Below are 20,953 nucleotides of genomic sequence, written 5' to 3'. Positions count from 1 at the left end.
CTGGATGTGGTCTGTCTGCTACGACCCTCGGTAGGATGTGATCTGGCTCCTATGGACAGCCTCACACTCACAGGCCCTCTGGAGGTCGTTCCTGGGGGCTCAGGCAGAGGCCGAGCGCGTCGAAGCCGCCGTGCGGGATGACACCGACCTGGTGCGGCCAGGGCACCGGTTCCTGCGGCACGTGCTGCTGCACCACGGTCATGCTGCCGCTGACGGCTATCGCGCCCGGCCCCATTGCATTCGCATGCCCCGTCTTGGTCACAGTCGGCCCGAAACCCGGAGCAGCGCCGATGCTGTGCGCCGTCCCGCGGTGACCGCTCACTGCTGTGACCACGGATTCGGCGGTGGCGTTCCCGGTCCTCTCGGCCCTCGCCGATCCGCTGCCCAGGTTCTGCGGACGCTTGATTCCCGTCACAGCGGTGCCCCCACCGTTCGCGCGCGTCTGCCCGGTCCGCGCGGCCACATCTTCCGTACTGCATGGGCATGGCATGTAACACACGGAAACGCTCTCGCCACGCCGGAGTGCGCCGGCCCGTAACAAGCCGCTGTGAGGATCTCTCCGTCTTTCAAGATCACCACCGGTGTCGTGCACCGGTGGTGCGTCCTACTGAAAGGGGATCCGCCATGGCAGAGCCTCAGCCGGGAACGGGCACCAGCCGACGTGGTTTCCTGCGGGCCGTCGGCATCACCGGTGGCGCCGGGGCCATGTTCGCCACCATGGGAGCCCTCGGGCTCGCCCCCACCGCTGCCTACGCCGCCGAGAAGGAAGCGCCCTTCAGCGCTCCCCGACGCGGTGACTTCACCCTCCAGGGCCGGGGCGGCAAGCCCGCCAAGGTCGTCGTCATCGGAGGCGGCATAGCCGGCCTCACCTCGGCCTATGAGCTCGGCAAGGCCGGATACGACTGCACCGTCCTCGAGGCCCGCGACCGCGTCGGCGGCCGCAACTTCACCGTGCGCGGCGGTGACACCGTCACCGACCTGAACGGCGTCACCCAGAAGGTGACCTTCAGCCAGGGCCAGTACATGAACTGCGGCCCGGCCCGTCTCGCCCAGTGGATGAGCACCCTGGACTACTGCCGAGAGCTCGGGGTGCCGGTCGAGGTGTTCACCAACACCAACGCCAGCGCGCTCATCTACAACGAGACCACCGGCATGAAGGCCCCGGTCGCCTACCGCACCGCCAAGGCAGATGTGTACGGCTACGTCTCCGAGCTGCTCGCCAAGGCGACCAACACCGGCGCCCTAGACGCCGAGCTGACCGCCGACGACAAGGAGCGGCTGCTCACCTTCCTGAAGAGTTACGGCTCCCTCGGTTCCGACTACAAGTACACCGGCACCGAACACCGCGGGTTCAGCGTCGATCCCGGCGCTGCGGGCACCCCCGGCGCGGAACTCGGCGACATACCGTCCCTGTCCGAGGTCTTCACCTCCAACGTCGGCCGCTACTTCTCCTTCGAGTTCGGCTACGACCAGGCCATGCTGATGTTCCAGCCGGTCGGCGGCATGGACGCGATACCCATGGCGTTCGCCAAGGCCATCGGGCCCGACAAGATCCTCACCGGCGCCGCGGTCACCGACATCAAGAACACCTCCGACGGCGTCCAGGTCACCTACACCCGCAACGGCCGCACCAAGGTCGTCCACGCGGACTACTGCATCGCCACGCTGGCACCCTGGATCCTCGCCCGGACCTCCCACAACCTCGGCTCCACGGTGCAGACCGCCCTTCAGGCCGTGCGGCCCTCCCAGGCCTCCAAGATCGGCCTGGAGTACAAGAGCCGCTGGTGGGAGACCGACTTCAAGATCATGGGCGGTATCACCGAGACCGACCTGGACCTGGACCACATCTGGTATCCGTCCTACGGTCACCTCGGCGAGCGAGGCACCCTCATCGGCTACTACAACACCGGCGCCCACTCCGACACCTACTCGGCGCTCACGCCGGCCCAGCGCCTGGAGCGCGCCGTCACCCAGGGTGTGAAGATCCACGGTGAGAAGTACCGCTCAGAACTCGCGGCCTGGTACTCGCACCAGTGGAAGCTCGCTCCTCACATCGAGGCCGCCTGGCACTCCATGCCCGGCGGCCCCGACGCCCCAGCATTCGTCCCGCTCAACCAGGCCCAAGGCAACGTCTACTTCGCCGGCGACTACCTGAGCTACCTGGACGCCTGGCAGTGCGGCGCGATCTCCTCCGCCCGCAAGGTCGTCACCGAACTGCACCAACGGGTTCTGGCCTCCTGACTCGCCCCGCCTTTCCTCGAGCAGGCACCGTGGCCGTGGGCCTGTCCAGTGAACGGATCCGGCTCACATCCGGTGGGTCGCTGAGCGTCAGCGTGCTCGTCGAAAAGCTGTGCGAGATGTCAACAACTTCGGGCCTTCGGTGTTTTTGGGCCTGACTGAGGCGGCGGGTAGCGGGTCAGCCTGTGGGACGAGTGCGCTGGCCCGTCCGCTCAGCGCGGCGGAGAACTGGTCTGTTACCTCTTCCAGTGCCTTGGCGGTGGCGGGCGCGACGACGGGCGTGCCGTCCCGGCGGGCGACGTCCCGGGCGACGGGCGAAGTCGATGGGCAGAACGTGGGCGGGGCTGCCGCCCATGGCCAACGGGAGCACGGTCTTGCCGCTGAGGGCTCGGGCAGCCCGGACGCGGGAGCGGGATAGTCCAGTCCGGTCAGCGACTCGCCCCGCAGGGTGATCAACTCGCCGTCCACGGCGCGCGCGACAATCGAGCAGCGTGATCTCGTCGGCGGGTGGGAGCTCCTACAGGGCCCGCGTGGCGTGGTCCGCCTTCGCGGAGATATGCATGCGCTCGTGGTGCCCGACAAGCGGGGCGCCGGTAGGGGCTCTTTCGGCCCCGCTGCTTCATTGCGGGAACATTGCCGCAGGTGGAGCGCAATGGGCACCACTTGACATCCTTTTTCGGGCAGCTCTAGCGTCCCCATCATGAGCGAGCCGTCGACCACCCCCGGCGAAGGTTTCCACCCCCATCTCGGTGATGCGGCCGAACAGCCGAAAGCCCCCCTGCGCACGCGACTGCACCACATCCGCGCCGACGCGCTCGACGGTGACACCGCCCAGACCGGAGGCATGCGCAGATTCGCCGCCATCAGCGGGAAGGCGGTCGGGTCGGAGAAGCTGTGGATGGGCCAGACCCACGTCGCTCCCTCCACCTCCTCCTCCGACCATCACCACGGCGAGTCCGAGACCGCCATCTACGTGGTCAGCGGCCACCCCGAGTTCGTCTTCCTCGACGACTCGGGCCCCCGGCCGGAAGAGGTCCGGCTGCGCACCTCGCCCGGCGACTACATCTTCGTCCCGCCGTTCGTGCCGCACCGTGAGGAGAACCCCGATCCCGCCGAGGAAGCCGTCGTCGTCATCGCCCGCAGCACCCAAGAAGCAATCGTGGTGAACCTCCCGCACCTGTACGCGCTGGGGCAGGGAGACAACTGACGGCGGGTCAGCCGCGACGGATCAGCCGGATGCGGGCGCCGACACCCCCTGGTCGACGAGGAGTCGGGCGGCCGTCGCGGCCATGACCTCCCGCACGGTGACGCCCGGAGCGGTTTCCACCAGTCGCAGCCCCTCGGGGGTGACGTCGATGACGGCCAGGTCAGTGATGACCCGGTCCACCACACGGCGACCCGTGGCGGGGAGGCTCAACTCCTCGACGATCTTCGGGCTGCCGTCCTTGGCGACGTGCTCCATCACGACCAGCAGCCGGCGGGCACCGTGGACCAGGTCCATGGCACCCCCCATACCCTTGACCATCTTGCCGGGGATCATCCAGTTGGCCAGGTCGCCGTGGGCCGACACCTGCATGGCGCCGAGCACGGAGACGTCGATCCGGCCGGCGCGGATCATGCCGAAGGAGAAGGCCGAGTCGAAGTACGACGTCCCGGGGATGGTGGTCACCGTCTCCTTCCCGGCGTTGATCAGATCCGGGTGCTCCTCGCCGTCGTACGGGTAGGGGCCCACGCCCAGGATGCCGTTCTCGGAGTGCAGCACCACGTGCACCCCGTCCGGCAGGTGATTGGGGATCAGGGTGGGCAGCCCGATGCCAAGGTTGACGTACTGGCCGTCGCGCAGCTCCTGGGCGGCGCGGGCGGCGAGTTGGTCGCGGTCGAGCGGCATGGTCACTTCTCCTCTGCGGCGGGGCGCGAGACGGTTGCTTCGCTGCCGGTGCGCGCCGGGCGCACGGTGCGGCGCTCAATGCGTTTGTCCAGCGACGGGTCGACGGCGACGACGCGGTCCACGTAGACGCCGGGCAGATGGACGGCGTCCGGGGGCAGTTCGCCGGCCTCGACTATGTGTTCGGCCTCCACGACGGTCACCCGCCCCGCCATCGCGCACAGTGGGTTGAAGTTGCGCGCCGCCGCGTGGAAGACGCAGTTGCCGTGCCGGTCGGCGACCGCGGCCCGCACCAGGGCGAAGTCGGCGGTGATGGCTTCCTCCAGCAGGTAGCGGCGGCCGCCGAACTCCCGTGTCTCCTTGGGCGGGGAGGCCAGCGCGACTCCGCCGTCGGGGGTGTGGCGCCAGGGCAGGCCGCCCTCCTCGACCTGGGTGCCCACTCCCGCCGGGGTGTAGAAGGCGGGGATGCCGGTGCCGCCGGCTCGCAGCCGCTCGGCGAGTGTGCCCTGCGGTGTCAGCTCCACCTCCAGTTCACCGGACAGGTACTGGCGGGCGAACTCCTTGTTCTCGCCCACGTAGGAAGAGGTCATCCGGTCGATCCGGCCGGCCCGCAGCAGCAGTCCCAGCCCCCAGTCGTCCACGCCGCAGTTGTTGGACACGACCCGCAGGCCGGACACGCTCGTCTCGGCCAGCGCGGCGATCAGCGTCGACGGGATGCCGCACAGGCCGAACCCGCCGACCGCGAGTGCCGCACCGTCAGGGATGTCCGCCACTGCCTGCGCGGCCGCGGCCATCACTTTGTCCATGCCGTTTCCTTCCCCACCGGGGTCTGTTCCGTTCGCCGGCCCGGCCTGCGCACGACGTGGCGATCAGGACGGGGTGTTTTTCACCTTTGCCTGCGCCGGCTGTCACAGACCATGTGTGCCGATGCCATGACTGGGCGGCGAAGAGCAGTGGTTGACAACATGCCGCCCGTCGTACGGGGCTCCTAGGGTTCCGGCAACCACGCACCGCACTCCCGTCGTCGCGTACGAGGACGCCGTCTCGGCCAAGGCCGGCGGAACCCGGCGACGGGCGGGCGACACACTGTCAGGAGCCGATCGTCATGCGTTCCCGTCTCACGGACACCTTCAGAAGCAGATCTGTTCGCGCACTCACCCTGATCGCCCTCGGCGCCCTGGTCGCGGGCTGCTCCTCGGCCGGCACCGCCGGCACCGCGTCCTCCGGCTCGGGCGACAAGGCCGCCCCCGTGAAGGTCGGGCTGGTCTACTCCCGCAGCGGACTGCTCGCCGCCTACGGCAAGCAGTACGAGGAAGGCTTCAAGGCAGGCCTCGCCTACGCCACGCACGGGACGAACAAGGCCGGTGGCCACCCGATCGAGGTCACCGAACAGGACGACGCGGGCGACCCGGCGAAGGCCGTCGCAGCGGCCAAGACACTCGTGGGCAAGGGTTACAAGATCCTCGCGGGCACCACCGACTCCGGTGTGGCGCTGCAGATGGCGCCGCTGGCCGCGCAGAACAAGGTGCTGTTCATCAGCGGTCCAGCGGCCACCGACGCGGTCACCGGCGTCAACACCTACACCTTCCGGTCAGGCAGGCAGTCCTACCAGGACATCCTCACCGCCGGCACCCTGCTCGGCGACGCCAACGGCAAGAAGGTCACCGTGCTCGCCCAGAACTCCGCCTTCGGGCAGGCCAACGTGGCCGCGGTGAAGGCCGTCCTCGGCAAGAAGGGCGCGCACGTCGGCTCCGTACTCGCCCCGCCCAGCGCCACGGACCTGACGCCCTTCGCCCGCCAGACCAAGGACGGCAAGCCCGACCTGGTGTTCGTCGCCTGGGCAGGTGCCACCGCCCCCGCCCTGTGGACCGCGCTGAACCAACAGGGCGTGCTGGACTCGAGCAAGGTCGTCACCGGACTCGCGGGCACCGCCTCGTACCCGATCTTCGGTACGGCCGGCTCCAAGGTCGCCTTCCTCGCGCACTACTTCCCCGGCGCCGGCGGCGGCAACGCCGTGGAGAAGGCCATGCTCGACGGCATCACCAAGGCCGGCGGCACACCCGACCTGTTCAGCCCCGACGGCTTCACCGCCGCCCAGATGATCGTGCACGCGATCGAGTCCGGCAGCGCCACCGACACCTCGGCCATGGTCAAGGCGCTCGAGGGCTGGGCCTTCGACGGGCCCAAGGGCAAGGAGCAGATCCGCGCGACGGACCACGCCCTGGTGCAGCCGATGTTCACGGCGCGGCTCAAGGGCAGCGGCAGCGCCGCCCGCCCCGAACTGATCGACAGCATCCAGGCGACAGAGGTCGCACCACCGGCCACGAAGACGGCGGGCTGAGCAGATGTCCTCCTCGAACACGACGTCGCCGAGCGAGGCGGGGGCCCCGGATGCCGGGGAGGTTCGTTCCTTCCCGGCGCCGGTGCTCCGGCTGCGTGACATCGGCTGGACGGTCGGCGGCGCGACCATCGTCGACTCCGTCTCCTTCGACGTCCGCGAAGGCGAGTTCCTGGCTTTCATCGGCCCCAATGGTGCGGGCAAGACCTCCCTGTTCAATCTCGTCAGCGGGCTCAGTCCGGTCTCCCGGGGCACGATCGAACTGGACGGCCACGACGTCACCGCGGAGGCCGCCTACGTCCGGGCGCGCCGCGGCCTCGGGCGCACCTTCCAGACCTCCAGCCTGTGGCCGGGCATGACGGTCGCCGAGCACGTGGGGCTGGCGGCCCAGGCCGCCGACGGAACCTCGTACCGGATCTGGCGCCGTGCCGACGCCTACCCGGAGCAGGTCGACCGGGTGCTGGCGCGCACGCAGCTCGCGCACCGCGCCGACACGTGCGCCGATGCCCTCTCGCACGGTGAGAAACGCAAGCTGGAACTCGCGGTCCTGCTTGTGGGCGAGCCCCGGCTGATGCTGCTGGACGAGCCGATGGCGGGCGTGAGCGCCGAGGAGGTGCCGGCGCTGACCGAACTCATCCGGTCGCTGCACAAGGAGGAGGGCCGTACCGTGCTCATGGTCGAGCACCACATGGACGTGCTGCTGGACCTGGCCGACCGGCTGGCCGTGATGCATCACGGCACGCTGCTGGCGCTGGACACCCCGCAGGCTGTGATGGCCGACCCCACCGTGCAGCAGGCCTACCTCGGGGAGGAGCTGTGACCCCCACCCCGGCGCCCCTGCTGACCGTGCGGGACCTGCGGGTCGTGATCGGGGGCAGGCACATCCTGCACGGCGTCGACCTGGAGGTGGCCGCCTCCGGCACCACCGCGCTGCTGGGCCGTAACGGAGCCGGCAAGACGACCACCGTCCGAGGCATCCTCGGGCTGGTCCCGCGCACCGGCAGCGTGCTGCTGGCGGGCGAGGAGACCGTACGCCTGACCACCTACGCCCTGGTGCGCAAAGGCATCGGCTACGCCCCCGAGGACCGAGGTGTCTTCGCCGCCCTCACCGTGGCCGAGAACCTGCGCCTCGCCGAGCGGCCCGGAGCCGGCGAACCGGCCTACGACCTGGTGTACGAGCTGTTCCCGGAGCTGAAACTGCGCGCCCGGCAGGCCGCCGGCACCCTGTCCGGCGGTCAGCAGCAGATGGTCGCCATCGCCCGGACCCTGCTCAACGGCAACCGGCTGATCATCGCCGACGAACCCACCAAGGGCCTCGCGCCCAAGGTGGTCACCGAGGTCGCCCAGGTGCTGGAGCGCGCCGCCGAGGCGGTGCCGGTCCTGCTCGTGGAGCAGAACCTCGCCGTGGTGCGCCGCCTCGCCCGCCACTGCGTCGTCCTCGCCGACGGCCGCACCGCACACCGGGGCCCGGCCGCCGACCTCCTCGCCGACGCCGAGGCGGCCCGCCGACTGCTCGGCGTCGGCAGCACCGGAAGGCCAACCGCCGGAGCGCCTGTTCGCACCGCGGCGCGCCCCGCCGCCCGGACCACGGAGGCAGACGCCTGATGTCCACCGTCGTACTGCTCACCTTCACCGGGCTCGGCCTGGGTGCACTGTACTTCCTGGTCGCCTCCGGCCTGTCGCTGATCTTCGGGCTGATGGACGTGCTCAACTTCGCCCATGGCGCCCTGTTGTCCGTAGGCGCCTACGGCACCTGGTGGGCCGCCTCCGGCCACCTGCCCGGTGCCGGGCCCGCCGGTGCCGGGTTCGCCTTCGCCGTCGTCTTCGGCACCGCGGTGGGCACCGTCGCCGCCGTGCTGCTCGAACTCGCCGTGATCCGCCCGCTCTACACCCGCCCGCGCGAACAGATCCTCGCCACGGTGGGCGTGGGCCTGGCCGTCCCGGCCCTGCTGTCCGCGATCTGGGGGTCCGACGCGCGGCCCTTCCCCGGGCCGAAGGCACTGTCCGGCACTTTCGGCCTGCTGGGTGCCGAAGTGCCGCTCAACCGCATCGTGCTGATCGGCGCGGCACTGGTGGTGCTGACCGCGCTCAAGCTGTTCCTCGGCCGCACCCGGCACGGACTGGTCGTCCGCGCGGGCGTGGAGGACCGGGCGATGGTCACCGCGCTCGGCATCGATGTGCGCAAGGCCTTCACCCTGGTCTTCGCCATCGGCGGCGCGGCAGCGGCGCTCGGCGGTGCCCTCGGCGGCCTCTACTTCGGCTCCGTGGATCCCGAACAGGGCACCTCGCTGCTCATCTTCGCCTTCGTGGTCGTCGTGACGGGCGGCATGGGCTCGCTCACCGGCGCTGCCCTGGCTTCGGTGGCCGTGGGCCTCGTCCAGCAGTTCGCCAACTACTACACCACCGCAGGGCTCGGCGACCTCGCCGTCGTCGTCCTGCTCGCCGCCCTGCTGCTCGTCCGGCCGCGGGGGCTCACCGGGAGGCTCGCATGACCACCGCCACCCAGCCGCGCGGCGGGGCCCGCACGGCGGACCACCCCGCCACCACCCGCTCCGAACGGCTGCGGCGCGCCACCCGCTGGTGGCCCGCCCTGCTGCTGGTGGTGGTGTTCACCGTGCCCTACAGCGCGCTGCCGCTGCCGGGCCTCCTCGACGGCCCCATCGGCAGCCCCGGGAATCTCCAACTGCTCGCCCTGTGCCTGGTGTTCGGCGCCCTGGCCACCGGCTACGACCTGCTGCTCGGCCGCACCGGACTGCTGTCCTTCGGGCACGCGCTCTACTTCGCCGCGGGCACCTACGTCACGAACACCGTCATGCTGGAGGCGGGCCTGTCGTTCGCCGTGTCAGCGCTGCTCGGTCTGCTCGCGGGGGTGGCGCTGTCCGCGCTGCTGGGAGCGGTCAGCCTCCGGGTCAGCGGCATCGGGTTCTCCATGGTGACCCTGGCCTTCGCACAGGCCGGGTCGATCCTCGTGCAGCGCGACCCCGGAGGCGTCACCGGCGGCGAGGAGGGCAGGGCCGCTCCCGCCGAACGGCTGCCCGCCTCGCTGGTCGGCATCGAGCACACCGCCAACCTGTACTGGATCGCCCTGGCCTATCTCGTCCTGGTGCTGGTCGTCGTGCAGTGGACGGTCCGCTCTCCCATCGGCCGGGTCTGGGAGGGCATCAAGGAGAACGAACGCCGCGTGGAAGTGCTGGGCCTGCGCCCGTACGGCTTCAAACTGGCCGCCTTCGTCCTGGCGGGCACCCTGGCCGCGCTCGGCGGCATCGTGTACCTGTTGCTGACCGGAGGTGCCACCCCGCAGGCGACCACCTCCGACTTCACCCTGTCACTGCTGGTGATGGTGGTGCTGGGCGGTACGGGCACCCGGTGGGGCCCGATGGTCGGCGGCATCCTCTACACCTGGGCCGACCATCGGCTCGGCGACCTGGCCGGCTCGGGCGCGGTCGCCGGTCTGCCCTCGGTGCTCCGTGTGCCGCTCTCGCAACCGCTGTTCCTGCTCGGCGCCCTGTTCGTGGCGGTGATATACCTGCTGCCCGGCGGCGTGGTGCGGCTCCCGGCCCGGCTGCGTGGCGCCCGTACGTCCCGCGCCACCGCCGACCGCGAGGAGGTACTCCAGCCGTGACCCGGACTCCGCGCAACGGTATGACGGCGGCCCGCCAGGACACGGTCGTACCGGCGCACGAGGAGCTCGATGTGCCGGTGCCCGGCGGGAAGCTGGCCGTGTCGCGCTGGCCGGCCGACGACCCGGGCGCGCCGGTGGTCCTGGCCCTGCACGGCATCACCGCCAACGGCCTGAGCTGGGCGCGCGTCGCCCACCACCTGGCCGGCCGAGTCACCCTGGTGGCCCCGGATCTACGCGGCCGGGGCCGCAGCGGCCGACTGCCGGGCCCCTACGGCATCGCGGCCCACGCCGACGACATGGCCGCCGTGGTGGACGCCCTGGGTGTCGGGCGCGTGGTGCTGACCGGCCACTCCATGGGGGCCTTCACCGCGGCGCTGACCGCCGTACGCCATCCGCATCTGCTGACGGCCCTGCTGCTGGTGGACGGCGGCGTGGGCTTCCCGGTTCCGGCCGGCCCGGACCCCGACGAGCTGATCACTTCGGTGATCGGCCCGGCCATGCGGCGGCTGTCCATGACGTTCCCGGACCGGGAGGCCTACCGCGCGTTCTGGCAGGGGCATCCGGCCTTCGCCGGCTCCTGGTCGCCGTGGGTGGACGCCTACATCCAGCGCGATCTGGTGGGGGAGGAGCCCGAACTGCGCTCCTCCTGCAGCCTCGAGGCGGTCCGTACCGACGGCGTGGACCAGCTCGGTGAGGAGGTGTCGGGTGCGGTGCGCCGGCTGCCCCGCCCGGCCGTGCTGCTGTGGGCGGAACGCGGTCTGATGGACGAGCCGCAGGGCCTGTACGACGACCAGCGGCTCGCCACCGCCGACCTCGACCCCGGCCTGGTGCGCACGCGGCTCGTACCCGGCACCAACCATTACACGATCATCGTCGGCGACGAGGGCGCCTGGGTCGTGGCCCGGCACCTGCTGGCCGCGGCCGGTGTGGCGGGAACCGAAGGGCCGAGGGCCACGCGGTCACGGTGACCGCGCCGGCTCCGGCCGGGACCCGCCCAGGACCGGAGGAGTAGCGCGTCCGCCCTGTGGCGCTCGCGTGTCCACCCGCTCGGGCGTCACGCGCCCGAGAGCAGGTGCAGACGCAGGGCGAGCTGGAGTTCCAGCGTCTGTTCGGGGGTGTTCCAGTCGGGGCCGAGCAGCGCCTGGATGCGGTCCAGCCGCTGCACGACCGTGTTCACGTGCACGTGCAGCTCCTCCTTCGCCCGGGTCAGGCTCCCGCCGCAACCGAAGTAGGCGCGCAGGGTGCGGACCAGCTGGGTGCCGCGCTGGGCGTCGTACTCCAGCAGCGGTCCCAGGGTGGCGGTGACGAAGCCGTCCACATCATGGCCGTCGCCCAACAGCACGCCGAGGAAGCCGAGTTCGGCGACGCCCGCCCCGTGCCCGGCACGGCCGAGCACGTGCAGGGCCCGCAGGCAGCGCAGGCCCTCGGCGTGCGCGTCGGCGATGGCCCGTGGCCCGGCAGCGGGTCCGGCGCCGGCCACCGTGACCGGCACGCCGATCAGCTGGCCGAGCTGCCCGGCGGCAGCACGGGCCGCCTCGCCCGGCCCGGTGCCGTCGCACGGGAGCAGCAGCACCACGGCGCCGTCGTGTTCCGCGCTGACGCCGCCGCATCCGAAGAGGTATTGCACGCCGGCGTCGGCGAGCCGCTCCCGGGCCGCGTCGCCGGTCCGGGCGACGAGCAGGATGTGCGGCCGGGCGAGGTCGATGCCGAGGTGGCGGCCGCGGGCCACCAGGCCGGCCGGGTCGCGGTCGGGCGCGGTCAGCAGATCGGTGATCAGATCGCCGCGGACGCGGTTCTCGGTCTCCGCGACCGAACGCCTCAACAGCAGCAGCAGAGAGGTCACGACGCTGCTCCGCTCGAACAGGCGCCGGTCGGGGCCGTCGAGATCCGGGCGCCCGTACAGGACCAGGCAGCCCAGCAGTTCCTGCCCGGCCAGCACGGCGCAGACCCAGCGCCCGTCACGGAACACCGCGTGGGCGGCCGCGCGTGAACTCTTCGCCGCCTCGACCAGCGCCGCCGCCTCCTGTGGGCCTCCCGTGTCCTCGGTGCCCTTGGGGGACCGGCCGCCGTGCTCACCGATCGCGGTGAGCGGCCACCCGGAGCCGTCGTGGACCGCGACGTCCCCTTTCAGCAGGGCCGCCACGGCGGCGGCCACGTCCGAGATGTCGCCGCCGCGCAGGACCAGATCGGTGAGCCGGTCGTGCGATTCCTCGGCACGCTGCATGGCGGCGGAGTGCTCCCGGATGACGGCGTTCGCCTCGGCCAGGTCGGCCAGCGCGGCCCGGGCGTCGGCCATGGCCTTCGCGGTGTCGATGGCGATGGCGGCGTGGTCGGCCAGCGAGCACAGCAGGGCGACCTCGTCCGGGGCGAAGGTGCGTGGCGTACGGTCGGCGGCGAAGAGCGCCCCGATGACCTGGCCGCCGCTTCCCGACCCCAGCAGCAGCGGCACGCCGAGGATCGCGACCAGGCCCTCGTCCAGGACACCGGCATCGATGCTGCCGGTGTGCACGAAGCGCTCGTCCGTGCGGTAGTCCGGGGAGGCGTAGGGGCGCGCGGTCTGCGCGACCAGACCGCCGAGGCCTTCCCCCAGCTGCAGGCGCAGGTTCTGGAACAGCTCCGACACGGAGCCGTCCGTGACCCGCATGTAGGTGTCCCCGGCCTCTTCGTCGGGCAGCGTCAGGTAGGCCGTGTCGGTGCCCAGGAGCATCCTGGCCCGCCGGACGATGGAGCGCAGCACGGCGTCGAGGTCGCGCAGGGCCGCCAGGTCGCCCGCGGTGTCGAAGAGCGCGGTCAGCTCCGTCTCCCGGCGCCGGTGCTGCCGGAGCGTGGCCTGGACGCGCAGTGCCGCTTCGGCGGCCTGCTCGACCTCCGCGAGGTCGTCGGCGGCGGCGCCGCTGCGCCGGGCCTCGACGGCGACGGCGCCGAGGTCCTCGGCGGGTGCGCCCGCGGCGAGGAGTTCGAGGAGCCGGCGCAGGTGACGGGCGACGGAGATGGGCTTGTGCGACATGGGCGGGCAACCATTGCGAAGTCGGTGGGGCGGCGGGACGGATGAACGGCCGAGGAGGGTCAGGGTCCTCCCCGGCCGGGGAGGACCCTGACCCTCCTCGGCCGGGGAGCGGTGCCGGGCCGTCAGGCGGACGCGGCCGGCTGCTGGTCCGAGGCGGGCCGTGCGGCGGAGTCGTCCGGCTCGATGGCGGCCAGGTCCCTGCCGCGCGTCTCGCGGGAGGCCACGACGGCGATCACGGTGATCACGGCGGCCAGTGCGACGTACACGGAGATCGGGGTGGAGTTGCCGTAGGAGCTCAGCAGCGCGGTGGCGATCAGCGGGGCCGGGGCGCCGGCCGCCACCGAGGAGAGCTGTGCCCCGATGGAGGCGCCGGTGTATCGCATGCGGGTGGCGAACAACTCGGAGAAGAACGCCGCCTGGGGCGCGTACATGGCGCTGTGGAAGATCAGTCCGACCGTGACGGCCAGAACCAGCGCGGGGAACGACTTGGTGTCCAGCAGGCCGAAGAAGGCCCACGACCACAGGCCCACGCCGACCGCGCCCACCAGGTACACCGGCTTCCGGCCGACCCGGTCGGAGAGGGCGCCGAACAGCGGGATCAGGCAGAACTGCACGGCCGAGCCGATCAGCACGGCGTTCAGCGACGTCTGCTTCTCGATCTTGAGGTGGTCGACGCAGTAGGTGAGGACGAAGGCGGTGATCACGTAGTACGAGATGTTCTCGGCCATCCGGGCGCCCATCGCGACCAGGATGTCCCGCCAGTGGTTGCGCACGACCGCGACGAAGGGCAGCTGTTCGGTCCGCTGCTCCGCCTTGCGCCGCTCGGCCTTCGCGAGTGCCTCCTTGAACAGCGGGGACTCGTCGACGGACAGCCGGATCCACAGGCCGATCATGACCAGCACGGCGGAGAGCAGGAAGGGCACACGCCAGCCCCAGGAGTTGAACGCGTCGTCGCTGAGCACGGTGGTCATCAGGGAGAGCACGCCGACGGCCACCAGGTTGCCCGCCGGTGCGCCGCCCTGCGGCCAGGAGGCCCAGAACCCGCGCCTTTTCGCGTCACCGTGCTCGGAGACCAGCAGTACGGCGCCGCCCCATTCCCCGCCGAGGGCGAAGCCCTGGATCAGGCGCAGGGTGGTCAGCAGCAGGGGAGCCGCGACACCGATCGTGTCGTAGCCGGGGACGCAGCCGATCAGGGCGGTGGACAGACCCATCATCAGCAGGCTGATCACCAGGAGCTTCTTGCGTCCGAGGCGGTCGCCGAAGTGGCCGAAGACCACAGCGCCGATCGGGCGGGCGGCGAAGCCGATGGCATAGGTGAGGAAGGACAGCAGGGTGCCGGTCAGCGGGTCCGACTCGGGGAAGAAGACACGGCCGAAGACCAGGGCGGCGGCCGAACCGTACAGGAAGTAGTCGTACCACTCGATGGTCGTGCCGATCAGGCTGGCCGCGACGATCTTGCGCAGATCGCGTGGTCTTCCGGAGGCGCCTGCGTCGTTCACGGCGTTGTGAGCGCTGGGCATGGTTGTCACCGTTTTCGGAGTGAGAGGGGAGCGGAACCGTCGGGCCCGGTCGACGTTGGGGGAGGAGCGGGTCCGAGGAACTTGGTGGTGCGGTGCACCGGGGGCCGCGGTGCGCGGGTGCCGACCCGGCCGGCCTCAGCGGCCCGAGCCGTCAACGACGTACAGTGGCACGTCAACGACGTACAGCGGCTGGCACTTGACGATCCGTCAGTGAGCCGTCCAACCGCCGTCGAGAGGGATCGAGCTGCCGGTGATGTAGCCACTGCGTTCGGTGCACAGCCACAGGGCCGCCTCGGCGACCTCGGCCGGCTCGATCAGGCGCTTGATCGCGGTGCGCTCCAGGAACACCTGGTCCATCACGTCCGCCGTCGGGATGCCGTGGGCGAGTGCCTGGTTGACGATCTGCTCCTCGACCAGCGGCGTGCGGACATAGCCGGGGTTGATGCAGTTGCTGGTCACGCCGTGCGCGGCGCCCTCCAGGGCGACCACCTTGCTCAGGCCCTCCAGCGCGTGCTTCGCCGCGACGTACGCCGATTTGTACGCGCTGGCCCGAAGACCGTGCACCGAGGAGATGTTGACGACCCTGCCCCACCCTTGCGCGTACATGTGGGGCAGGGTGCGGCGCAGGATGCGGAACGGCGCCTCCACCATGACCCGCTGGATCAGCGCGAACCGGTCCGGGGGGAACTCGTGCACGGGGGCGACGTGCTGCAGACCCGCGTTGTTGACCACGATGTCGGCGTCGTCCGGGAGCGCGTCCACGGCGTCGGCCTCGGAGAGGTCGGCCACGACGGCGATGCCGCCGATCGCCTCCGCCACCTCCTTGGCGGCTTCGGCGGCGCGGTCCACCACGTAGACCTCGGCACCGGCCGCGGCGAAGGCCTCGGCGCAGGCTCGGCCGATCCCGCTGGCCGCACCGGTGACGAGAACCTTGCGGCCGCTGAGGAATCGGGTCGACGCCAGAGCGGGCGCAGTGGTGTCACCGGGCCTGAGATGCTGGGGTGAGCCCTCGTCGGAGCTCTTGGTGCTGTCCATGGCCGAACACGGTAGGTAGGAACCATGAGGTGAGACACGTGGGTCGTCGACATATTTTCCAAGCACGAGGTGGGTGCCGCCACCATGTGCCGGCGGTCGGCCGCTGCCCTGTCGGCCGCTGACCGCCCGGATCACCCGATATGTGCGGGTGCGGCGATCGCGCGGCCGACCGCGTGTCACAGCGTCACCGCCGACACCATGGGTGTACGGGCCACCCCGGGCACCGCAGCACTGGCTGTCCCCCACATGTCGCGAGGGAGCCTGCCGGCCGTACGGTCCGCTTCCAGCAAGCCGGTACGACTGCGGGCCGCAGCGGCCGTGTGCCGCGTCGGCCGGCGAAGGGACGGGCGCGGGGCGGCACCGGGCGGTGTGGGACCGCCGCGCGGCGCGCCGCGCCCGCGCTCCCCGCCCACTCCCCACCACTCATCGGAGCCGCATCCATGCTTCACTCCACCTGGCGCAGATTCCTCCGTCGCACCGCGCTGGCAGCCACACTGGGCGCCTTCGCCGCGGGCCTGACCGCCGTCACCCCCCTCGCGACGAGCGCGGCGGCCGCCGGAACCCTCCAGCAGGTCACCAGCTTCGGCTCGAACCCCGGCAACCTCGCGATGTACGAGTACGCCCCGTCCGACCTGCCCGCCGACGCACCGCTTGTCGTGGCTCTGCACGGCTGCACCCAGTCGGCGAGCGACTACCACGCGCACTCCGGCTGGCAGAAGTTCGCCGACCAGTGGGGCTTCGCCGTGGTCTACCCGCAGACCAGCTCGGCCAACAACAGCCTGTCCTGCTTCAGCTGGTTCGACTCGACCAAGGACACCCGGGGCAAGGGCGAAGCGGCCTCGATCATGCAGATGGTCGACCACGCCGTGGCGCAGTACGGATCGGACCGCAGTCGCATCTACGTCACCGGCCTGTCGGCCGGCGGCGGCATGACCGCGGACCTGCTCGCCGACTACCCCGACGTGTTCGCCGGCGGCGCCGTCGACTCCGGCCTCCCCGCGCAGTGCGCCACCACGCAGACCGCCGCCTCCGGCTGTCAGTACAGCAACCAGAACCTCACCCCGAAGCAGTGGGGCGACAAGGTCCGCAACTCCTACCCGGGGTACTCGGGCCCGTGGCCGCGGGTCGCCATCTGGCAGGGGTCCTCCGACACCACCGTCGCCCCGGTCAACGGCACCGAGTTGCGCGACCAGTGGACCGACGTCTGGGGCATCGGCCAGACGGCCTCCAGCACCCAGAACCTGACCGGCGGCACCACCGAGAGCATCTACAACGACAGCACCGGCAAGCCCGCAGTCGCACTGTTCTCGGTCTCCGGCATGGCGCACGGCCTCGCCGTGAACCCCGGTTCGGGCGCCGACCAGTGCGGCACCACGGGCACCTACTACCTGAACTACATCTGCTCCAGCTACCACACCGCGAAGTTCTGGGGCCTGGACGGCAGCGGCGGCCAGGGCGGCACCGGTTCGCTGCCCGCCCCGACCGGCCTCACGGTGACCGGCACGACGGACACCGGCGCCTCGCTGTCGTGGAACTCCGTCAGCGGCGCCGCCTCGTACAACGTCTACCGTGGCGGCACCAAGGTGGGCTCCGCGACGGGAACGTCGTACACCGACACCGGCCTGTCCGCCGGCACCTCCTACACCTACACCGTCGCCGCGGTCGATTCCTCGGGAGCCGTCGGCGTGTCGTCCGCTTCGGTCACGGCGACGACGACGGGCGCCACGCCCAAGTGCTACACCGACAACAACTACAACCAGGTCAAGGCCGGACGCGCCCACCAGAGCGGCGGCTACACGTACGCCGACGGCTCCAACCAGAACATGGGCCTGTACAACCTCGCCGTCGTCCACACCCTGAAGGAGACCTCCCCGGGCTACTTCGTCATCGCCGACTCCGGCTGCTGAACCGCCGGGGAAACCGGGGCCTGCGCCGGGAGCGACGAGCCCGGCGCAGGTCTGGTGGGCCAGGCCGACGGCGTCGATGGCCGACGACTTCGCCTCGTTCACCGGCCGGGAGCGGCCGGCCCTGGAACTCGCCTCGATCGTCGCGCGGCTCTGGGACACGACGCAGCACTACCGCAGAGCCTTCACCCGCCTGGCAGGTGACCGCCGCCGGTGGATCACCGGTGCCGAGCACCACCTGTTGATCGAGGCGCTGCGCGACCAGGACCTCACAAGCGTCCAACGCATCCTGGAACTCCACATCCGCCGCACGAGAGTGGAACTCGCGCACCATCCCGAGGTCTTCGAGACACAAGCCGAATGACGGCTGAGAACCCCGGTCATCCGGCCCGGCTTCCCCCAGAGCCTCATCCGAGGCCGAGCAATTCGCTCATCGTTCCACCGAGCACCCGGTCGCGTGTCGCCCGGCCGTGTGGTCCGGGGGGCAGGATGGCTTGAGGTCGGTGCGCGGATTGATGGCCCAGTGGTTGCTTCGCAGGACTCGGTCCTGCGAGGCGGCGGCCATCAGCGGCCAGGGTCCGGCTGCATGGCCCGGGCGGCGCGTCCGGGCCGTCGAAGGCGACGGCCGCGCGCCCGGCCGCCGGAGGGCGCCCCCGCGAACGCCGTGCACGGCCGGGTCAGGGGGACTCCTGCGGCTGGGCCGTGCTGACCGGGGGTTCCGGCAGGCGCACCTCGTGCCGCTCGGTCGTGTCCACGGTGCTGCGGGCCAGGACGGCTCGGGTGGCGCAGGCCGTTCCCGCGGCGAGAAGGGCGGTCATGGCGCCCACGACCCGCAGGAGGCCGTCGGCGGAGGAAGGCGCCGTGAAGTAGAGGCTGCCGAGGCCGGCGACGGAGGTCACTCCGGCGAGGAGGGGACCGGTGGAGTTGAGGGCCGAGACCGCCGACGCGAGCCGGGACTCCACCAGCGATGTGACCTGCGCGATCAGCGGGCTGTACCCGGCGGCGTGTCCGGCGCCGGCGAGGAACAGCAGCGGCATGGCGCCGAGGGAGTGCCAATGGCCGCGGTGGAGGAGCACCAGGAGGGCCGCTCCGGTCGCGAAGGCGATCGGGCCCGCGATCGGCAGGATTCTCCGCAGACGGTGCGGGTAGTGGTTCCAGCTCAGGCTGAGCGTGCCGAAACCGAGGGTGTACGGGACGAACGTCAGCCCGGCTTGGAGGGGGGAACGGCCCAGCGCGGACTGGAGGTGCAGGGTCAGGGTGAGCAGGAAGGCGGTGTAGCAGCCGCCGATGATCCAGCAGGCCGCGAGCCCTGGCTTCACCCCCTTCGGCCGCAGCACCGCCAGATTCAGCAGCGGGTGACGTGCCGCGGTCTCGTGTCGGGCGAAAGCGAGCAGCAGTACGGCGCCGGACGCCAGGGAGATCCATGTCCAGAAGGGCCAGTCGTGGTCGGGGCCGAAGACGAGCGGGGCGATGAGTGCGGTCATGGCGACGGTCAGGAGCGCCACTCCGACCGGGTCGAGGCGTGCCTGCTCGTCAGTGCGAGTGTCGCGGGCGCGGGAGTGGAGCAGTACCCGCGGGCCGATCGCCGACAGGAGCACGCCGATCGGCACGTTGATCAGGAAGACGGGCCGCCAGGACAGTCCGAACAGGTCGGCTCCGGCGACCAGCCCCCCGATGACCTGCCCCAGCGCGACTCCCACGGCGAGCACCATGCTGTAGAGCCCTATCGCCTTGCGGCGGGCCGCGCCGTCCCAGTGCAGGTGGATGAGCGAGAAGATCTGCGGGGTGAGCAGCGCCGCCCCCACGGCCTGCGCGATACGGGCGAGGACCAGTACGGTCGCGTCAGGGGCCAGCCCGCACAGCAGGGACGCCGCGGTGAACCAGCCGAGACCGAGCAGGAAGGCACGGCGGTGCCCGACGATGTCGCCGATCCGCGCGCAGGTGACCAGCAGCACCCCGCTGGTCAGCAGGTAGCCCGACACGATGAGCTGGATCGCGGCACCCGAGGTGTGCAGTCCCTCGCGCATGGTCTGCGCCGTCACGGAGACGATCGAGCCGTCCATGGTCGCCATGATCTGCCCCGTGAGCAGCACGGCCAGCATCGGGCCCCGGCGGGCGCCCGGCACCGACGGGGGAGAGGAAGCAATCATGTCCCCGAGCATGGGCTTCACGGCCCGCCCGGTCTTGAAGAAATATGCGGACCTCGTTGTCGCAGGTGACGGGTAGGGTCGTGCGCGTGGTACGTAGGCAAAGGACGATCGTCGAAAGCCCGCACTTCGTGGTCCGGGCGGTTGAGTGTGCGGACGACCATGCCCGCTGGTCCGCACCCGAGGTGTCGTCCTCCGCACAGATCGTCCTGGTCCGGCAGGGCCGCTTCCGGCTCGATTCCCGGGGCAGGCGGGTGACGGTCGACCCGACCACCGGCTATATGCAACGTCCCGAGGAGGAGAGCCGTTTCGCCCACCCCGCGGGCGGCGACGTGTGCACGTCGGTCACGTTCATCGGTGACGCGCTGACGACGGGGCTCGAGGCCGCACGGTCGCCCGCTGTCCGCGTGGACGCTCGGCTCGAACTGGCCCATCGCCTGCTGTCGCGCACCGGCGCGGACCCGGACTTCGCCGCGGCCGAGGCCCTGCTGGACCTCCTGCTTCTGGCCCTGCGCGAGCAGCCCGCGCAGATCCCCGCACCGGGCCGCGCGGATCTGGCGGACCGCGCCCGGGAAGCGGTCCTCGCCGACGACCCGGCCGCCGCCGGTCTGGTCACGCTCGCCCGCCTGCTGGAGACGTCCCCGTCCCACCTGAGCCGCACGTTCCGCCACCACGTGGGCATGCCCCTGAGCCGGTACCGCAACCGCGTACGGGTCAGCCACGCCCTGACCCGCATCGACCAGGGCGAGACCGATCTCGCAATCCTCGCCGTCAGCCTCGGTTTCAGCGACCAGGCCCACTTCACCCGGGTCATGCGGGAGGAGTTGGGCAGCACCCCCAGCCGAGTCCGCATGCTCCTCGCCGCCGCCACGGCGAGCTCCCCGGCTTCCGACGAGCCGGCGCAGCCGGAAGGCTGAGGCCGCTCGCACACGGACGCAGGCGGCGACGGCCAGGGACCGGGAGCCTTCAGGCCAAGCGACGGCGACAACGCTCGGACCGAGGCCGGTGAGACACCGACGTCTTCCGCGTCGTTACCGTCTCCGCCCGAAGTCGGGTCCAAGGCCACCCCGATGAAACCGGCGCCTTCGCCATGTTCCATGTGCCATCGAAGCCGAGCCATCCATCAGCCGAGGTAGTTCGCGAACGGCCCGCCCGTCGCCGTACGGACTTTCGCCGCACCCCCTAGGTGTGTTGTCCCGGGACGTTGGTGACACGCGTGCTGGGTGCTTGAACAGGTGAGGGCCTTCTGGGTTCGGT

General features: G+C 71.2%; 18 protein-coding genes and 2 pseudogenes. 11 read left to right on the top strand and 9 right to left on the bottom strand.

Annotated elements, in window-relative coordinates:
* Positions 1-67: 67 nt before the first annotated feature.
* Positions 68-193 (bottom strand): hypothetical protein, encoded by a 126-nt coding sequence (locus IE318_RS46270; protein WP_268256788.1) that lies wholly within the window; start codon positions 191-193, stop codon positions 68-70.
* A gap of 431 nt (positions 194-624) precedes the next feature.
* Here IE318_RS46270 and IE318_RS42515 point away from each other — a divergent pair, with 431 nt between their 5' ends.
* A complete protein-coding gene (locus IE318_RS42515; RefSeq protein WP_189908204.1) occupies positions 625-2,241 on the top strand; it encodes a flavin monoamine oxidase family protein in 1,617 nt (538 codons plus the stop codon).
* Between the two features lie 87 nt (positions 2,242-2,328).
* On the opposite strand, the pseudogene IE318_RS46780 reads toward IE318_RS42515, so the two are convergent.
* Together IE318_RS46780 and IE318_RS45860 are read right to left on the bottom strand one after the other, a co-directional pair.
* A pseudogene (locus IE318_RS46780) lies at positions 2,329-2,626 on the bottom strand (NADPH-dependent FMN reductase family protein); the annotation flags it as partial.
* Between the two features lie 2 nt (positions 2,627-2,628).
* A pseudogene (locus tag IE318_RS45860) lies at positions 2,629-2,746 on the bottom strand (transcriptional regulator); the annotation flags it as partial.
* Between the two features lie 192 nt (positions 2,747-2,938).
* Between IE318_RS45860 and IE318_RS42510 the strand changes: the two are divergent.
* Positions 2,939-3,445, top strand: a complete 507-nt coding sequence (locus IE318_RS42510; protein WP_189908203.1) for a cupin domain-containing protein — start codon at positions 2,939-2,941, stop codon at positions 3,443-3,445.
* Between the two features lie 21 nt (positions 3,446-3,466).
* On the opposite strand, the gene IE318_RS42505 is transcribed toward IE318_RS42510, so the two are convergent.
* Positions 3,467-4,126: a CoA transferase subunit B gene (locus tag IE318_RS42505; RefSeq protein ID WP_189908202.1), complete on the bottom strand. Its 660-nt coding sequence runs from the start codon at positions 4,124-4,126 to the stop codon at positions 3,467-3,469.
* Between the two features lie 2 nt (positions 4,127-4,128).
* Positions 4,129-4,929, bottom strand: coding sequence for a CoA transferase subunit A (locus tag IE318_RS42500; RefSeq protein WP_189908201.1), 801 nt, complete (start codon positions 4,927-4,929; stop codon positions 4,129-4,131).
* Between the two features lie 299 nt (positions 4,930-5,228).
* Here IE318_RS42500 and IE318_RS42495 point away from each other — a divergent pair, with 299 nt between their 5' ends.
* Genes IE318_RS42495 through IE318_RS42470 form a run of 6 tightly spaced genes read left to right on the top strand, consistent with a single transcriptional unit; the run spans position 5,229 to position 11,051 of the window.
* On the top strand, positions 5,229-6,464 hold the full coding sequence (locus tag IE318_RS42495; RefSeq protein ID WP_189908200.1) for a substrate-binding domain-containing protein: 1,236 nt from the start codon (positions 5,229-5,231) through the stop codon (positions 6,462-6,464).
* A gap of 4 nt (positions 6,465-6,468) precedes the next feature.
* Entirely contained in the window at positions 6,469-7,281 is an 813-nt protein-coding gene (locus IE318_RS42490) for an ABC transporter ATP-binding protein (RefSeq protein ID WP_189908199.1), read from the top strand.
* Positions 7,278-8,066: an ABC transporter ATP-binding protein gene (locus IE318_RS42485; protein ID WP_229904149.1), complete on the top strand. Its 789-nt coding sequence runs from the start codon at positions 7,278-7,280 to the stop codon at positions 8,064-8,066. The genes IE318_RS42490 and IE318_RS42485 overlap by 4 nt, the downstream gene beginning before the upstream one ends.
* Complete coding sequence (locus IE318_RS42480) at positions 8,066-8,953, top strand: branched-chain amino acid ABC transporter permease (RefSeq protein ID WP_189908198.1); 888 nt, start codon at positions 8,066-8,068, stop codon at positions 8,951-8,953. The genes IE318_RS42485 and IE318_RS42480 overlap by 1 nt, the downstream gene beginning before the upstream one ends.
* On the top strand, positions 8,950-10,083 hold the full coding sequence (locus IE318_RS42475; RefSeq protein WP_189908197.1) for a branched-chain amino acid ABC transporter permease: 1,134 nt from the start codon (positions 8,950-8,952) through the stop codon (positions 10,081-10,083). Before IE318_RS42480 ends, IE318_RS42475 begins: the two co-directional genes overlap by 4 nt.
* A gap of 20 nt (positions 10,084-10,103) precedes the next feature.
* A complete protein-coding gene (locus tag IE318_RS42470) occupies positions 10,104-11,051 on the top strand; it encodes an alpha/beta fold hydrolase (protein ID WP_189908206.1) in 948 nt (315 codons plus the stop codon).
* Between the two features lie 86 nt (positions 11,052-11,137).
* Here the strand turns inward: IE318_RS42470 and IE318_RS42465 are convergent, their stop codons facing one another.
* From IE318_RS42465 to IE318_RS42455, 3 genes are all read right to left on the bottom strand, one after another.
* Positions 11,138-13,090, bottom strand: a complete 1,953-nt coding sequence (locus IE318_RS42465; protein ID WP_189908196.1) for a helix-turn-helix domain-containing protein — start codon at positions 13,088-13,090, stop codon at positions 11,138-11,140.
* Between the two features lie 122 nt (positions 13,091-13,212).
* Positions 13,213-14,610, bottom strand: a complete 1,398-nt coding sequence (locus IE318_RS42460) for an MFS transporter (protein WP_030185867.1) — start codon at positions 14,608-14,610, stop codon at positions 13,213-13,215.
* Positions 14,611-14,817: 207 nt separating this feature from the next.
* Positions 14,818-15,645 carry a 3-hydroxybutyrate dehydrogenase gene (locus IE318_RS42455; RefSeq protein ID WP_030185863.1) on the bottom strand — a complete coding sequence of 276 codons (828 nt, stop codon included), beginning with the start codon at positions 15,643-15,645 and terminating at the stop codon, positions 14,818-14,820.
* Positions 15,646-16,085: 440 nt separating this feature from the next.
* On the opposite strand from IE318_RS42455, the gene IE318_RS42450 reads away from it, so the two are divergent.
* Positions 16,086-17,552 carry an extracellular catalytic domain type 1 short-chain-length polyhydroxyalkanoate depolymerase gene (locus tag IE318_RS42450; protein ID WP_189908195.1) on the top strand — a complete coding sequence of 489 codons (1,467 nt, stop codon included), beginning with the start codon at positions 16,086-16,088 and terminating at the stop codon, positions 17,550-17,552.
* A 76-nt stretch (positions 17,553-17,628) separates the two neighbouring features.
* Positions 17,629-17,913: a GntR family transcriptional regulator gene (locus tag IE318_RS42445; protein ID WP_189908194.1), complete on the top strand. Its 285-nt coding sequence runs from the start codon at positions 17,629-17,631 to the stop codon at positions 17,911-17,913.
* Between the two features lie 313 nt (positions 17,914-18,226).
* Here the strand turns inward: IE318_RS42445 and IE318_RS42440 are convergent, their stop codons facing one another.
* Positions 18,227-19,699, bottom strand: a complete 1,473-nt coding sequence (locus tag IE318_RS42440) for an MFS transporter (protein WP_229904148.1) — start codon at positions 19,697-19,699, stop codon at positions 18,227-18,229.
* An 86-nt stretch (positions 19,700-19,785) separates the two neighbouring features.
* On the opposite strand from IE318_RS42440, the gene IE318_RS42435 reads away from it, so the two are divergent.
* Positions 19,786-20,613 carry a helix-turn-helix domain-containing protein gene (locus tag IE318_RS42435; protein WP_229904147.1) on the top strand — a complete coding sequence of 276 codons (828 nt, stop codon included), beginning with the start codon at positions 19,786-19,788 and terminating at the stop codon, positions 20,611-20,613.
* Positions 20,614-20,953: the final 340 nt, after the last annotated feature.

It is taken from the genome of Streptomyces spiralis, from assembly GCF_014654675.1.
Taxonomy (GTDB): Bacteria; Actinomycetota; Actinomycetes; order Streptomycetales; family Streptomycetaceae; genus Streptomyces; species Streptomyces spiralis.
The sequence above is the reverse complement of the archived record's forward strand: the minus strand, read 5'-3'. Positions and strand labels throughout refer to the sequence as shown.